General features: G+C 73.8%; 15 protein-coding genes. 9 read left to right on the forward strand and 6 right to left on the reverse strand.

Going from position 1 to position 14,498, the window contains the following annotated elements:
- Positions 1-33: 33 nt before the first annotated feature.
- Complete coding sequence (nudC, locus tag QBL21_RS06290) at positions 34-984, forward strand: NAD(+) diphosphatase (protein WP_407560988.1); 951 nt, start codon at positions 34-36, stop codon at positions 982-984.
- Positions 985-1,016: 32 nt separating this feature from the next.
- On the opposite strand, the gene QBL21_RS06295 is transcribed toward nudC, so the two are convergent.
- Positions 1,017-1,274, reverse strand: a complete 258-nt coding sequence (locus tag QBL21_RS06295; RefSeq protein WP_407560989.1) for a mycoredoxin — start codon at positions 1,272-1,274, stop codon at positions 1,017-1,019.
- A gap of 299 nt (positions 1,275-1,573) precedes the next feature.
- Here QBL21_RS06295 and QBL21_RS06300 point away from each other — a divergent pair, with 299 nt between their 5' ends.
- From QBL21_RS06300 to QBL21_RS06315, 4 genes are all read left to right on the forward strand, one after another.
- On the forward strand, positions 1,574-3,709 hold the full coding sequence (locus QBL21_RS06300; protein WP_407566328.1) for an ATP-dependent DNA helicase UvrD2: 2,136 nt from the start codon (positions 1,574-1,576) through the stop codon (positions 3,707-3,709).
- 168 nt (positions 3,710-3,877) lie between these two features.
- On the forward strand, positions 3,878-4,201 hold the full coding sequence (locus tag QBL21_RS06305; protein ID WP_407560990.1) for a hypothetical protein: 324 nt from the start codon (positions 3,878-3,880) through the stop codon (positions 4,199-4,201).
- Positions 4,202-4,314: 113 nt separating this feature from the next.
- Entirely contained in the window at positions 4,315-4,680 is a 366-nt protein-coding gene (locus tag QBL21_RS06310) for a WhiB family transcriptional regulator (protein ID WP_106966315.1), read from the forward strand.
- Entirely contained in the window at positions 4,677-4,988 is a 312-nt protein-coding gene (locus QBL21_RS06315) for a hypothetical protein (RefSeq protein WP_407560991.1), read from the forward strand. Before QBL21_RS06310 ends, QBL21_RS06315 begins: the two co-directional genes overlap by 4 nt.
- A gap of 12 nt (positions 4,989-5,000) precedes the next feature.
- On the opposite strand, the gene QBL21_RS06320 is transcribed toward QBL21_RS06315, so the two are convergent.
- The gene (locus QBL21_RS06320) at positions 5,001-6,401 is read right to left on the reverse strand and encodes an ABC1 kinase family protein (RefSeq protein WP_407560992.1); all 1,401 of its coding nucleotides are present in this window, start codon (positions 6,399-6,401) and stop codon (positions 5,001-5,003) included.
- The gene (locus QBL21_RS06325) at positions 6,394-7,638 is read right to left on the reverse strand and encodes a ThiF family adenylyltransferase (RefSeq protein ID WP_407560993.1); all 1,245 of its coding nucleotides are present in this window, start codon (positions 7,636-7,638) and stop codon (positions 6,394-6,396) included. Before QBL21_RS06325 ends, QBL21_RS06320 begins: the two co-directional genes overlap by 8 nt.
- A gap of 168 nt (positions 7,639-7,806) precedes the next feature.
- Between QBL21_RS06325 and QBL21_RS06330 the strand changes: the two genes are divergently transcribed.
- On the forward strand, positions 7,807-8,391 hold the full coding sequence (locus QBL21_RS06330; RefSeq protein WP_407560994.1) for a M48 family metallopeptidase: 585 nt from the start codon (positions 7,807-7,809) through the stop codon (positions 8,389-8,391).
- Between the two features lie 8 nt (positions 8,392-8,399).
- Here the strand turns inward: QBL21_RS06330 and QBL21_RS06335 are convergent, their stop codons facing one another.
- Complete coding sequence (locus tag QBL21_RS06335) at positions 8,400-8,930, reverse strand: NUDIX hydrolase (protein WP_407560995.1); 531 nt, start codon at positions 8,928-8,930, stop codon at positions 8,400-8,402.
- On the reverse strand, positions 8,927-10,465 hold the full coding sequence (locus QBL21_RS06340) for a zinc-dependent metalloprotease (protein ID WP_407560996.1): 1,539 nt from the start codon (positions 10,463-10,465) through the stop codon (positions 8,927-8,929). Before QBL21_RS06340 ends, QBL21_RS06335 begins: the two co-directional genes overlap by 4 nt.
- Before the next feature lie 175 nt (positions 10,466-10,640).
- Between QBL21_RS06340 and QBL21_RS06345 the strand changes: the two genes are divergently transcribed.
- The 3 genes from QBL21_RS06345 (at position 10,641) to QBL21_RS06355 (ending at position 13,811) form a co-directional block, all read left to right on the forward strand.
- The gene (locus tag QBL21_RS06345; RefSeq protein WP_407560997.1) at positions 10,641-11,786 is read left to right on the forward strand and encodes an NAD-dependent epimerase/dehydratase family protein; all 1,146 of its coding nucleotides are present in this window, start codon (positions 10,641-10,643) and stop codon (positions 11,784-11,786) included.
- A 180-nt stretch (positions 11,787-11,966) separates the two neighbouring features.
- Complete coding sequence (locus QBL21_RS06350) at positions 11,967-12,446, forward strand: molybdenum cofactor biosynthesis protein MoaE (RefSeq protein WP_407560998.1); 480 nt, start codon at positions 11,967-11,969, stop codon at positions 12,444-12,446.
- A gap of 270 nt (positions 12,447-12,716) precedes the next feature.
- Positions 12,717-13,811, forward strand: a complete 1,095-nt coding sequence (locus QBL21_RS06355; RefSeq protein WP_407560999.1) for a PDZ domain-containing protein — start codon at positions 12,717-12,719, stop codon at positions 13,809-13,811.
- 66 nt (positions 13,812-13,877) lie between these two features.
- Here the strand turns inward: QBL21_RS06355 and QBL21_RS06360 are convergent, their stop codons facing one another.
- On the reverse strand, positions 13,878-14,474 hold the full coding sequence (locus QBL21_RS06360; protein ID WP_407561000.1) for a PPA1309 family protein: 597 nt from the start codon (positions 14,472-14,474) through the stop codon (positions 13,878-13,880).
- Positions 14,475-14,498: the final 24 nt, after the last annotated feature.

Genomic DNA, 14,498 nt, shown 5'->3' on the forward strand with positions numbered 1-14,498 from the left:
GGCCGTGTGCGGCGCGGCGGAAGGGGAGCAGCAGTGACCACGGGCATCGAGCGGCCGGCCTCCCGGCCGGTCTCCTTCACGGCGGACAGCGGCGTCGACCGCGCCGCGCACCACCGCGTGGACGAGGCGTGGCTGGCGGCGGCCTGGAGCCATCCGACGACCCGCGTCTTCGTGGTCTGCGAGGGCCAGGTGCTCATCGACGACACCCCCGACGGCGGCACGGAGCTGGTGACGACCCCCGCCTTCGAGGCCCCGCCGACCGAGCAGCACCGCTACTTCCTCGGCACCGACGCCGACGGCGTGCGCTACTTCGCGCTCCAGAAGGACTCCCTGCCCGGCCGCATGGACGACACCGCGCGCGCCGCGGGGCTGCGCGAGGCGGGGCTGCTGCTCTCGGAGCAGGACGCCGGGCTGATGGTGCACGCCGTGGCGCTGGAGAACTGGCAGCGGCTGCACCGCTTCTGCTCGCGCTGCGGCGAGCGTACGGTCATCGCCGCCGCGGGCCACATCCGCCGCTGCCAGGCGTGCGGCGCGGAGCACTACCCGCGTACCGACCCCGCCGTGATCATGGCCGTGACGGACCCGGAGGACCGGATCCTGCTGGGCCGCCAGGTGCACTGGCCGGAGGGGCGCTTCTCGACGCTCGCGGGCTTCGTCGAGCCCGGCGAGTCCTTGGAGCACGCGGTGCGGCGGGAGGTCTTCGAGGAGGCGGGGGTGGTGGTCGGCGACGTGGAGTACGTGGCCAGCCAGCCGTGGCCGTTCCCGTCGAGCCTCATGGTCGGCTTCCTCGCGCGCGCGGCCGACGCCAAGGGCGCGGAGATCCGCGTGGACGGCGAGGAGCTGCACGAGGCGCGCTGGTTCTCGCGCAAGGAGCTGGGCGCCGCGTACGAGACGGGCGAGGTGCTGCCGCCGTACGGGATCTCGATCGCGGGGCGGCTGATCGAGCTGTGGTACGGCTCGGACCTCCCGCGGCGGCCGGGCTGACGGCCGCCGCGGGTGCGGTCCCGGGGCTGCGGTCAGGCGCCGAGGGCGGCCTTGACCTGGGCCAGGGAGGGGTTGGGCATGGCGACGGACTCGCCGCCCTGCCGCGGCACCACGACGACCGTGGGCACGAGCTGGTTGCCGTTGTTCACGCTCTCGACGTAGGCGGCGGAATCCGGGTCCTGCTCGATGTTGATCTCCTCGAACGGGATGCCCTCGCGGTCCATCTGGCCCTTGAGCCGACGGCAGTAGCCGCACCAGGTGGTGCTGTACATCGTGACGGTACCCGCCATGTCGCTGCGCTCCTTCGGGGTCGGCCGGTCGCGGCGCGAGCTGTTCCGGAGGTTGAACGTACCCGGGGGCGCCGCCATTCCCGTAGCCCCGCCCGTTCGTCTGTGGACAACCGGACCGGCCGCGCGGAGCCTGTGGACAACCGGCACACCGGTCCCGGGAGACCTGGCAGCATGGCGGGGTGACAGCAGCACCGCAGCCCCCGCAGTCCTCCCGGTCCACGCAGCCCTCCCTGTCCACGGAGTCCACGCAGCCCACGGAGTCCACGGAGTTCCCCGCCGTCCCGGGCTCGGCCGACGCGGTGCTGGCGGGGCTCGACCCGGAGCAGCGCGAGGTGGCGACGGCGCTGCGGGGCCCGCTGTGCGTGCTGGCCGGCGCGGGCACGGGCAAGACCCGCGCGATCACCCACCGCATCGCGTACGGCGTGCGGGCCGGCGTGCTCCAGCCCGGGAGCGTGCTGGCCGTGACGTTCACGAACCGGGCGGCCGGCGAGATGCGCGGCCGGCTGCGCCAGCTCGGCGCCCCGGGCGTCCAGGCGCGGACGTTCCACTCCGCCGCCCTGCGGCAGTTGCAGTACTTCTGGCCGCGGGCCGTCGGCGGCGAGCTGCCGCGGCTGCTGGAGCGCAAGGTCCAGTTGGTCGCCGAGGCCGCGGCGCGCGCCCGGGTCCGGCTCGACCGCAACGAGCTGCGGGACGTCACCGGCGAGCTGGAGTGGGCGAAGGTCACGCAGACCGTCCCCGAGGACTACGCCGCGGCGATCGCCAAGGCCGGGCGCGACGCCCCGCGGGACCCGGCGGAGATCACCGGCATCTACCGGGGGTACGAGCAGTTGAAGCGCGACCGCGGCGTCATCGACTTCGAGGACGTGCTGCTGCTCACCGTGGGCGTCCTCCAGGACCGGCCGGACATCGCCGAGCAGGTGCACCGGCAGTACCAGCACTTCGTCGTCGACGAGTACCAGGACGTCAGCCCCCTCCAGCAGCGGCTGCTGGAGCTGTGGCTCGGCGGCCGGGACAGCCTGTGCGTCGTCGGCGACGCCAGCCAGACGATCTACTCCTTCACCGGCGCCACCCCCGACCACCTGCTTGACTTCCGCACCCGGCACCCGGACGCCACGGTCGTCAAGCTCGTCCGGGACTACCGCTCGACGCCCCAGGTCGTCCATCTCGCCAACGGCGTGCTGGCCCAGGCCACCGGCCGGGCCGCCGCCGCCCGGCTGGAGCTGGTCGCGCAGCGCGAGGCGGGCCCGGAGCCGGCCTTCACGGAGTACGCGGACGAGCCCGCCGAGGCCGAGGGCACCGCCCGGCACATCCGCCGGCTCGTCGACGCGGGCGTGCCGCCCAGCTCCATCGCCGTGCTGTACCGGATCAACGCCCAGTCGGAGGTCTACGAGCAGGCCCTCGCCGACCGCTCCGTGCCCTACCAGCTCCGCGGCGCGGAGCGGTTCTTCGAGCGGCCCGAGGTCCGCGAGGCCGGGGTCAAGCTGCGCGGCGCGGCGGTGGGCGGCAAGAACGACGCGATGCTGGACGAGGCCGGCCGGGACGGCGACCTGGCGGCCCAGGTCCGGGCCGTGCTGGGCTGGTCGCCGCAGGCGCCGGCGGGCTCGGGCGCGGTGCGGGACCGCTGGGAGTCGCTGGCCGCGCTGGTGCGGCTGGCCGAGGACTTCGCCCGTGCCCGGCCGGGCGCGACGCTGAGGGATCTGGTCGAGGAGCTGGGCGAGCGCGCGGCGGCGCAGCACGCGCCGACGGTCGAGGGTGTGACTCTCGCCTCACTGCACGCCGCGAAGGGCCTGGAGTGGGACGCGGTGTTCCTGGTGGGCCTCACGGAGGGCATGCTCCCGATCACGTACGCCAAGACGCCCGAGCAGATCGAGGAGGAGCGCCGGCTGCTGTACGTGGGCATCACCCGGGCCCGGGTGCACCTGTCGCTGTCCTGGGCGCTGTCCCGCTCGCCGGGCGGGCGGGCCTCGCGGCGCCCGAGCCGCTTCCTGACCGGGCTGCGGCCGGGCTCAGGGCGCGGGGGCGGCGCCGGGGTGGTGACGCAGGGCGGGGTGGAGCGCGGGAGCGCGGAGCGGGGCACGGGCGCCAGGCGCAGGCGGCGCGGGCCGGTGCGCTGCCGGGTCTGCGGGCGGACGCTGACGGACGCCGGCGAGATCAAGCTGATGCGCTGCGAGGACTGCCCGTCCGACATGGACGAGGGGCTGTACGAGCGGCTGCACGACTGGCGCGCGGTCCAGGCGCGGCAACTCGGGCAGCCCGCGTACTGCGTTTTCACCGACAAGACCCTGATCGCCATCGCCGAGGCCACACCGGCCAACGAGCAGGAGCTGTCGGTCATTTCGGGTGTGGGCAAGCGCAAGCTCGACCGATATGGCGCCGATGTCCTGGATCTGTGCGCGGGTCGCGACCCGTCCGGGGAGCCGGCCGAGGAGCCGTGACGGGGGGCCGGAAAAAATTCCCCGAAAAATGGTTTGCGATCGCCGGGAGTAGCCTCATAGCCTTCCGGCACGGAAGAACAGCTCTTCACGGAGCCGGTGATTCCGTGTTGTACTAGGAGACCTTGGACCGGCTCGCCGGTCCGACGAGACCAGAGAGGAGGAGAAACCATGATCAGCATCACGAAACTTGACGGTCGTGCTGCCGACGGTCGCGAGGTCGTCTCCTCCTGCCTGCTCGCCCTCTCCAAGTCCCAGGTCCCCGCCACCGGTGTGTCCGGTGTCCGTGGCGGTCTGGGTGCCGACACCCGTGACGAGCGACCGACCAAGGCACTCCTTGTAGCAGCGGCGCAGGCTCCGGCCTATGCGGCGGCGGCAGCGGGTGCCGACCTCCAGCAGGAGTGGGCCAATGGCGCCTTTGGCGGCGGCATTGCGGCCACGACGCAGCACATGCGGGCCTTCCGCGGGCCTGATCCCTGGAAAGAACCATCTTGATCAAACCGATCGAGACGGCACCTTCCAGGGCCGCGGAACCCGAACCGGGATCCGCGGCCCTTTTGATTTGCCCAACGCAGAAGTTGATCAACACGACGAGCAAGGACGGCACCGTGTCCCTCCCCGTGCACACCCCGCACAGGCCCACGCCCGACCCCGTGCCCGGCACCACCGACCTGGAGGTCCCCTTGACCCAGCTCACCGCTCTCACCGAGCTCGACGAGCGAATCGACGCGCTCGGCGACCTCGTGCCCTGCCGGAGCTACGACCCCGAAGTGTTCTTCGCCGAGACCCCGGCGGACGTCGAGTACGCCAAGTCCCTCTGCCAGACCTGCCCCGTCCGTGAGGCGTGCCTCGCGGGCGCCAAGGAGCGCCGCGAGCCCTGGGGCGTCTGGGGCGGCGAGCTGTTCGTCCAGGGTGTGGTCGTACCGCGGAAGCGGCCGCGTGGGCGCCCGCGGAAGAACCCGGTCGTGGCATGAACGCCCACGGCACGATCGACCGTCCGAGAGCGCACGAACCGGCAGAGCAGGAAACGACGATGAGCCCGTCCACCGACTACCCCGCAGCACGCCACGAAGCAGGCGCCTACGACGAGCGCCAGAACAGGAACCTCGAAATGCAACTCATGCCAGAAGCTCTCGCGCGGGCCCAGTATCGGGACCGCGTGGAGGCCGCGGAACGGGAACGCAGGGCCATGCGCCTGATCGCCGCCCGGCGGATGCAGCGACGGGCCGAGCGCGCGCACATGCGCGCCCGGCGCGCGCTGGCCATGGCCGTCATGCAGTAACGGCCCCGGCCCTCAGGCGCTCGCGGGCGCCGGATCCTCCGTCGCAGAACCCTCGTGGGGGTCGTCCTCCGGACGGCCCCCTTCGGCGTAGTCGGCGAAGCCCGGCAGCCACTCCGTCAGCTCCTCGCGCATGCGCACCTGCGCGCCGAGCTGGCAGAGCACCCCGATGGTGCTGAGCGTCACCCGGTGGATCAGCAGATACGACGGCGGCAGGTTGAGCTGCCGGCCCAACTGGTGCGCGGGGTTGCGGGGGTCGGCGATCCTGGCCGCCTGTGTACGCATCCACTCCCGGCTGAAGGCGAACTCCTCCACCGCGGCCGGCTCGATGATCGGCACCAGATAGTCGATCACCGCCTCCGGATCCAGCTCGACGTCCGGCTTCACGAACCCCTGCTCGCGCAGCAGCTCGTAGACCTCGTCCGCCTCGCCGGCCAGCGTCATCCCCAGTGCCACGCCGATCTCCTCCGGCAGCCCGCCGGGCAGCCGGTCCACCGTGCCGAAGTCCATCACCCCGAGCCGCCACTCCTCCGGCTCGCCCTCCTTCACGAGCCGGAAGTTGCCCGGGTGCGGGTCGGCGTGCAGCAGGCCCGTGCGCGCCGTACCGGCGAAGAGGAACCGCGCCAGCAACTGGCCCACCCGGTCCCGCTCCGTCCGCGAGCCGTTCGCTATCAGCTCCGAGACCGGCACCCCGTCCAGCCACTCGGTGACCAGTACCTGGTCCGCCTGGTGCACCACGTCCGGCACCAGCACGTCCGGGTCGTCCGCGAACTCCTCCGCGTACGCGCTCTGGGCCCGGGCCTCCAGCTCGTAGTCCAGCTCCTCCGCGACCCGGTCCCGCAGCTCCTGGATCAGCGGCTTGATGTCCAGCCCCGGCACCAGCGGCCCCAACAGCCGCGCGAAGCGGCCCAACTGCGCCAGGTCGGACAGCAACGCCTTGCCCGCGCCCGGGTACTGCACCTTGACCGCCACCTCGCGGCCGTCGTGCCACACCGCCCGGTGCACCTGCCCGATCGAGGCCGCCGCCGCGGGCGTGTCCTCGAACTCCACGAAGAGATCGCGCCAGTCCGGGCCCAGCCGCTCCGTCAGCGCCCCGTGCACCGTGCGCACCGGCATCGGCGGCGCCGCCTCCTGGAGCTTGGTCAGGGCCGCGCGATACGGCCCGGCTATCTCCTCCGGCAGGGCGGACTCGAAGACGGACAGCGCCTGCCCGAACTTCATCGCCCCGCCCTTCAGCTCGCCCAGCGTCTTGAACAACTGCTCGGCGGTGCGCTGCTGCAACTCGCGGGCCACCAGCTCCGCCGGCCGTCCGCCGAGCCGCTTGCCGAGCCCCCAGGTGGCGCGCCCGGCGAAGCCCACCGGCAGCGAGGCCAGCCTGGCCGTACGCGTGATCGCCTTGCGCGGAAGGTCAGACATGGGCCACTCCCGTATCCCGGTCAGCGGCTGCCGCCGCACCGCACCCGCACCTCGGGTGTGGATCGAGCTTCGTCAACTCCCAGGCCAGGCCCGGCAGCGCGAACTCCAGCCGGGCCCCCGTGCAGACCGGCAGCCGTCCGTCGAGAAAGGTCAGGGCGTGGGCGGCCGTCAGTCCCGCCACCATTGTCGCCAACGCCACATCACACGCGGCGACCCCCTCCCGATCACCTCCGCTCCGCCACTGGGCGAGCAGCCGCGGCCACTCCGGCTCCCGCTCCGCCCGGGCCGCCGCGAGACAGCCCGCACAGGCCGAACCACCCGGCAGCACGAGCGGTCCCACCACCCCCGTGCCCTCCAGCACACCCGCGTACACGTGCGGAAAGCCCGCTTCGCGACAGCGCCGCGCGACCTCCGGATCCGGCGCGTACGCGGCGAGCCCGTCCCGCGGCGCCAGCACCACCAGCGACACCGCCCCGCCCGGGCGCCCGCCCCGCGCCGCCGGCCACGGCCCGGCCCGCCGCACGGCGCCGAGGGCCGCGTCCCGCCGCCGCCGGCCGACGTCCCCGGCGCCCACACCGCCGGGCGCCACGTCCCACGGCTCGACGCAGCCGCCGTCGACGACCTCCACCTCGCCGACGCCCGCGGCGGCGAGCAGCGCCGCCACCGAGGCCCCCACGCGCCCGGCGCCGCGCACCAGCACTCGCAGCCCCCGCCGCGCCGCCAGCCGCTCCGCGGCGGCCCCGGGCTCGGGATGCACGACGGACAGCGAAGCCTGGTCACCCCGCAGCCGCGCCGGTATCGCCCCACCTCGCCGCGCCCCACCCCGCGCCCCACCCCGCCGTGCCGCGGACGGCGGCGGCCCGGACGGCGCCGCCGCGGGCGGTGCCGGTGGATCCGGGCTCGGGGAAGGGTGGATGCCGCGTGGACGGTCGGTGGAGGTCGGGTGGTCGTCCGGGGGAGTTCCGGTGGTATTCGGCGGGGGCGGCCCTTCGTCGATCAACCCCGCCCTCGTCAATCGGGCGACGAGGGTGTCCACCGACCGGGGGGAGAGGCCGAACCTGTGCGCCTCGCGGCGCAGCGCATCCAGCCCGCGCGTGCCGTCCAGCCGGCGCAGGAACAGCCCCGTCGCCGAGTCCACCGGATGGATCGACACCGCATGTGCCCTGGTCACCCCCATCTGCATGGTGTGCCTGCCGCGCCAGCTCCGCCGCAGCGCCGGCTTGATCATCGGATGCATCGCGCCCCCCTCGTTCCTCCGCCACTCTGCCAGGCCCCGCCTTGCCGCATCACGAGTTATCCACAGGTGCCGGAAAAAGTCGTACGAATTGGACACGGCGCCCGCGGCGGCGTCGTACACCTGCTCCTGGCCGGGACTTTCTCCCCCCTGACCAGGTAACGTCATGCCGTGCCCGCTGACCCAGAGCACAGCCCAGGACGGCCGAAACCGTCGCGAGCGGTCGAGGTCAGACGCAGCGCGCGCAGACGCAGGACGGTTTCCGCTTATCGCGAGGGCGACCGCACCGTCGTGCTGATCCCCGCCCGCATGAGCGAGGCGGAGGAGCAGCGCTGGGTCACGGTGATGCTCGACAAGCTCCAGGCCCAGGAGAACCGGCGGATGCCCGGGGACGCCGAGCTTGCCGACCGCGCCCAGCGGCTGTCCGCGCAGTACCTCGACGGCCGCGCCCGGCCCTCCAGCGTGCGCTGGGTCACCAACCAGAACACCCGCTGGGGCTCCTGCACCCCCGCCGAAGGCACCATCCGCCTCTCGCACCGGCTGAAGGGCATGCCCGACTACGTCATCGACTACGTGCTCATCCACGAGCTGGCCCACCTGCTCGTGCCGGGCCACGGCCCCCGCTTCTGGGAGCTGGTCGGCGCCTACCCCCGCACCGAACGGGCCCGCGGCTACCTGGAGGGCGTGGTCGCCGGCGAGAGCCTGCCGTTCATCCCGCGCCCCGCGCCGACCGGCCCGCCGCCCGGCGCCGACTAGCCCGGCCCTCAGCCCAGCCGCGCCCGCGTGCGCTCCACCAGCATCGCCACCGACGGGTCGGCGACGGCCGCCACCTCGTCGTACCCGTACCAGCGCAGATCCAGCGACTCCTCGCTGATCGACGGCACCGCCCCCGCGGGGGCCAGGGCCGCGTACTGCACGTCCAGGTGCCGCGCGCAGGGCGTGTCGTGCCGGTCGAGCCCCGCCGGGCCGCCGGGCAGCAGCGTGAGTCCCGTCATGCCGGACTCCTCGCTCGCCTCCCGCAGCGCCGCCGCGGCCAGCGTGGCGTCCCCCGGTTCGCAGTGGCCGCCCGTCTGGAGCCACATGTTCAGCTTGCGGTGGAGGGTCAGCAGTACCCGCTCACGCGCCACGTCGACGATCAGGGCGCTGGCCGTCACATGCCCGGCCGCGCACGGCTTGTACATGCCGTCGGGATGGGCCGCCAGATGCTCCAGGTACGCGCCACGCAGCGCGTCCTGACCGGCGTCCGGCGCGTGCCACTCCTTCAGTACGCGCTCGGCGTCGTTCCGCAGCGTCACCTGTCCGCGTCGCCCTTGCCGCCGCCCTGCCCGTCCTGTTCGCCTTCTGCGTCCGGCCCGTCCTTGCGGTCCTTCTCGTCGCCGCCGGAGCCGCCCGCGTCGGCAGCCTCACCCGGCCCGACCGCCTTGCCGGAGTCCGGCCCCGCGGGCGTCCCGCCCGAGCCCAGCATCTTCTCCAGCTCCGAGAAGTCCGGCTGCTCGCTGTGCACGAACCCGTCCGGGTCGTCCAGGTCGCCCGCCGTCGGCAGCATGTCCGGGTGCGCCCACAGCGCGTCCCGCCCGTCGACCCCGCGCGCGTCGGCCAGCGACGCCCACAGCCGCGAGGCGTCCCGCAGCCGCCGCGGGCGCAGCTCCAGCCCGATGAGGGTGGCGAACGTCTGCTCCGCGGGACCGCCCGTGGCGCGCCTGCGGCGCAGCGCCTCGCGCAGCGAGTTCAGCGACGGGGCGTCCAGGTGCGGCTCGGCGGCGGCGTGCACGACCGCGTCCACCCAGCCCTCCACCAGCGCCAGGGCCGTCTCCAGACGGGCCAGCGCCGCCTTCTGCTCGGGGGTGTCCTCCGGCTGGAACATCCCCTGCTGGAGTGCCTCCTGCAACTGCTCGGGACGCTCGATGTCGACCTGGCCGACCAGGTCCTCCAGCTTGGAGGTGTCCACCTCGATGCCGCGCGCGTAGCCCTCGACGGCACCGAACAGGTGCGAGCGCAGCCACGGTACGTGGGCGAAGAGGCGCTGGTGCGCGGCCTCGCGCAGCGCCAGGTACAGCCGGACCTCGTCCAGCGGTACGCCCAGGCCCTCGCTGAACCTCCTGATGTTCACCGGCAGCAGCGCCGCCTTGCCCGCGGGCCCCAGGGGGAGCCCGATGTCGGTGGAGCCGACGACCTCGCCGGCCAGCACGCCCACCGCGTGCCCGATCTGGGTGCCGAACATCGCTCCGCCCATCGAGCGCATCATGCCGATGAGCGGGCCGGCCATGGCCTGCATCTCCTCCGGCAGCACACCGCCCATGGCGGCGCCCACGCGCTCGGCGACCGGGTCGACCAGCTCCTTCCACACCGGAAGGGTCCCCTCGACCCACTCCGCGCGGCTCCAGGCCAGCGCGGCGCCCGAGCCGGAGGGCAGCGACGTCACCTCGTCGAGCCACAGATCGGCCAGGCGTACGGATTCCTCGACCCCCCTGCGCTCCGCGTCGCCGACGCTGGCGTCCTTGCTCTCGTCGGCCGCGCCCTGCGAGACGGTCTGGCGGGCGATGTCCTTGGCCATGTCCCAGTTGACCGGCCCGCCCTCGTAGCTCAGCATCTGGCCGAGCTGCTGGAAGGCCGCGCCCAGGTCCTGCGGGCCCATGGCGCCGCCCGGGCCGCCCCCGAGGGAGCCGAAGATGGCCGCGAAGGGGTTCTGCGGGTCGCCCGCGGCGCCCCCGAAGCCGAACGGGTCCCGGCCGCTCCGGTCGCCGTCCCCCTTGCGGGCACCCTTGTCGTCGCCCTCGCCGTCGTCGTCCGGCTCCTTGGGGAGGCCGAATCCGAATGGGGTGTCACTCACGGTTTCCTCGGCTCGTCGGGCCGCCTGCACCGGGCCGGCGGCGTACGCCCTCCAATACCTCCACCCTATGCCGCTTCGTATGCCTGCACGATGTCCTGCCGCCCGTCGCCACCGCTGCGGGTGCGGCTGGGGCAGGATGGATGGAACTACTGCACACAACAGCTGGAGCCGCCCGGTGAGTTCCCCGGAACCGAACGTTCGCGCAGCGCGAAAGGCCGCCGATGGGGTCGCGGCCGACGAGCCCGCCCCGGGCGCGTGGCGCCCCGTCGTCGCCGTGACCGGGGCGGCGGCCGGCATCGGCGCCCTGGTCACGGAGCGGCTGGCGGCCTCCGACGAGGTCAGGCAGGTCGTCGCCATCGACGAGCGGCGCGGCGAGCTGCCCGAGGCCCACTGGCACGTGCTGGACGTGCGGGACCCCGCGATCGCCGACAAGCTGCGCGGCACGGACGTCGTGGTGCACCTCGCCCTCGACCTGGACCTGGAGACCGACGCCACGGCCCGTACCGCGTACAACGTACGTGGTACGCAGACGGTGCTCACCGCCGCCGCCGCGGCCGGCGTGCGCCGGGTCGTCCTGTGCACCTCCGCCATGGTCTACGGGGCCCTGCCGGACAACCCCGTCCCGCTCGCCGAGGACGCCGAGCTGCGCGCCACCGAGGAGGCCACCGGCGTCGGCGACCTGCTGGAGATGGAGCGCCTGGGTCGCCGCGCGCCCCGCGCGCACCCCGGCCTGAACGTCACCGTGGTGCGCCCCGCCGCCGTCGTCGGCGGCGTCGACACCCCGCTGACCCGGTACTTCGAGTCGCCGCGGCTGCTGGTCGTCAAGGGCACCCGGCCGTGCTGGCAGTTCTGCCACATCGACGACCTGGCCGCCGCGCTGGAGTTCGCGGCCCTGGAGAAGGCCGAGGGCGAGCTGGCCGTCGGCTGCGACGGGTGGCTGGAGCAGGAGGAGGTCGAGGAGCTGACCGGCATCCGGCGCATGGAGCTGCCGTCGGCCGTCGCGCTCGGCGCCGCCGCCCGGCTGCACCGCCTCGGGCTCACGCCGTCGCCCGCCGGGGACCTGGCGTACACGATGTACCCCTGGGTCGTCAGCGGCAGCCGGCTGCACGACGCCGGCTGGCGCCCGCAGCACACCAACGAGGAGGTCCTCGCCGAGCTGCTGGAGGAGGTCTCCGGCCGGCACACGGTCGCGGGCCGCCGGCTGGGCCGCAAGGACGCCGCGGCGGCGGGCGCCGCGGGCGCGGCCGGGGCGACGGTCGCGCTGCTGGGCACGGCCGCGGTCGTGCGCCGGGTGCGCAAGGCGCGACGCGGCAAGATCTGAGCCTCCGCCGCGGCGGAGCGGCGCGTACGGACCGGGTCCCGGCCCGTACGCGCGGCCGGCCGGGCCGCGCGCCGCACGGCCGGCCCGCCCACGCGCCGCACGGCCGGCTCGGCCGCCCGGCGCACCGGGCTACCACCGGCCGCGGGGCGGGGTGTCGGTCCCGTGCGGCAGGATGGACGCATGGCAGACACCCCGCAGCACCCCGGCGAGCAGGGCGCCGCGGACCCCGTGCGCCTCGTCGCCGTCCGCGCGGAGCCGCTCTCGCTCGACGAGGTCTTCGCCGCCGTCGGCGACCCCGCCGCGGGCGGCACGGCCCTCTTCGTCGGCACGGTCCGTGACCACGACCGGCAGGAGGCGTCCGAGCGCGTCCAGGACGTGACCGCGCTGGGGTACTCCTGCCATCCGACCGCCGAGGCGGAGATGCGCCGTATCGCCGAGAAGGTCGCCGCCGACTATCCGGTACGGGCCCTGGCCGCCGTCCACCGCGTGGGGGAACTGGCCGTGGGGGATCTCGCCGTCGTCGTCGCCGTCTCCTGCCCGCACCGCGCCGAGGCGTTCGACGCCTGCCGCCGCCTCGTCGACACCCTCAAGCGCGAGGTTCCCATCTGGAAACACCAGAAGTTCACCGACGGGACGGAGGAATGGGTGGGCGCAGGCTGAGGTTGTCGAGTTGCGTAACTTCCGGGCCCGCGTGAGCGTTGGCTTATCGGAAAGAACTCACATCAGCTAGGAGCACGGGATGGCAGCGATAGCCTGGTTGGTCATACCCCTCGCGTCAGCCGGGGCAGCCGCCGTATGGGCGGGCTGGGCGACGCGCAACCGCAAGGTGGGAGACAGTACCGAGCTGGCGGGGTACGCCCGTTTCCGGGAAGCCATGGAGCGTAGTCACTCGCGTTCCGGGGCCGCTTGAGCGTCCCGTACTGTCGTTCTATGCCACGCCGCACGGCGACGCTGCTCGCCTCCACCGTGACGCTGCTCGCCATCCTCATCGCCGGGGTCTTCATCCCCGTGCCGTACGCGGAGATGTCGCCCGGGCCCACGGTGAACACCCTCGGGGACCACGACGGCGAGCCCGTCCTGCACATCGAGGACCGCAAGACGTTCCCGACCAGCGGCCACCTCAACATGACGACGGTCCGCGTCACCGGCGCCGACTACAAGATGAACCTCGTCGAGGCGGTCTACGGCTGGCTCTCGCCCGACGACGCGGTGGTGCCGCACGAGTCGCTGTACCCGGACGACAGCACCGCCGAGGAAGTCGACCAGCAGAACGCCGAGCAGTTCACCGCCTCGCAGGAGAGCGCAAAGGTCGCCGCCCTCGACGAGTTGGGCATCGACTTCACCACCCGCGTGATCGTGGCCTCCGTGGTCGCCGGCGGCGCCGCACAGGGCACGCTGCACGCCGGTGACGTGATCAAGGCGGTCGACGGCACCCCCGTCGACGGGCCGGGCGACGTGGTCGAGCTCGTCACCGGCCACAAGCCGGGGGAGAAGGTCGAGTTCCGGATCGTCCCCGCGGACAAGGCCGAGAAGGCCGAGAAGAACGGCGAGGACCCCCGCAAGCTGCCGGGCAAGGACATCGAGGTCGCCACCCGGGAGTCCGACCGGGAGCCCGGCAAGGCCATGGTCGGCATCACGGCGGGCACCGCGCACACCTTCCCGTTCGAGATCGACATCAAGCTCGCCGACGTCGGCGGGCCCAGCGCGGGGCTGATGTTCGCGCTCGGCATCGTCGACAAGCTCACCAAGGGCGACCTGACGGGCGGCGAGTTCGTCGCCGGCACCGGCACGATCAACACCGACAGCCGGGTCGGGCCCATCGGCGGCATCCACATGAAGACCGTCGGCGCCCGCGACCAGGGCGCGAAGTTCTTCCTCACCCCCGCGGCGAACTGCGCCACTGCCGCCCGGGACGTACCCGACGGGCTCACGCTGGTGGAGATCCGGACGATGGACGACGCCATGGGTGCGCTGAAGCACATCCGCGACGGCAACCTCGACCGGCTCGACGAGTGCAAGGAGTAGCCGGCCGGATGCGCACAGCGGGCGAGGCCCGGCCGCCCCGGCGGGGCGGCCGGCCCGGCGACCGGCTCAGTCGAACGTCGCCGCCAGCGCCCGGGCGAGCCCCGGGACCAGTTCCGGCCCGGTGAGCACCTCTGTGGGGGCGTCCTTGGAGCGCAGCCGCAGCGCGGCCTCCCGGCTGCCGTCGCGCAGCACGCCCACCGTCATCCGGACCTCCTCGCGCCGCGGGTGCTCGGCGACCCAGGCGGCGAGCCCCGCCTCGTCGAGGTCCTCGGGCACCTCGGCCTCCGCCGCAGGCGGGAGCATCAGCCGCTCGACCGTGAGCGCGCAGCCGCCGACCGCGTCGGGCCAGGCGATGGTGCCGAGGAACTCGTCGAGCGGCTGCCCTTCGGGCAGTTCCTGCTGCTCGATCGGTGTGTACGAAACCTGCGCGGCCGGCCCCGCCGCGAGCCCGGCGCCGTCCCCGGACCCGGGTTCTTCGGTGTCGAGGTCCAGCCGCCGGGCGAGCCCCGGCTCCTGCGCGCGCAGCCGCGCGGTGTCGACGAGCGCGAACAGCCGCGGGGGCCGGTCCCAGCCGAAACCGGCCGCGTACTCGTCAAGCTCCAGGACCGCGCGTGTCAGCGGGTCAGCTGCCAGGGGTGGACCGCCGGTGGGAGAGTTGGACATGCTCGTCATCCTGCCTCATCGCTC

Origin of the sequence: Streptomyces sp. 184 (genome assembly GCF_045781775.1) — a bacterium.
In the GTDB taxonomy this organism is placed as follows: domain Bacteria; phylum Actinomycetota; class Actinomycetes; order Streptomycetales; family Streptomycetaceae; genus Streptomyces.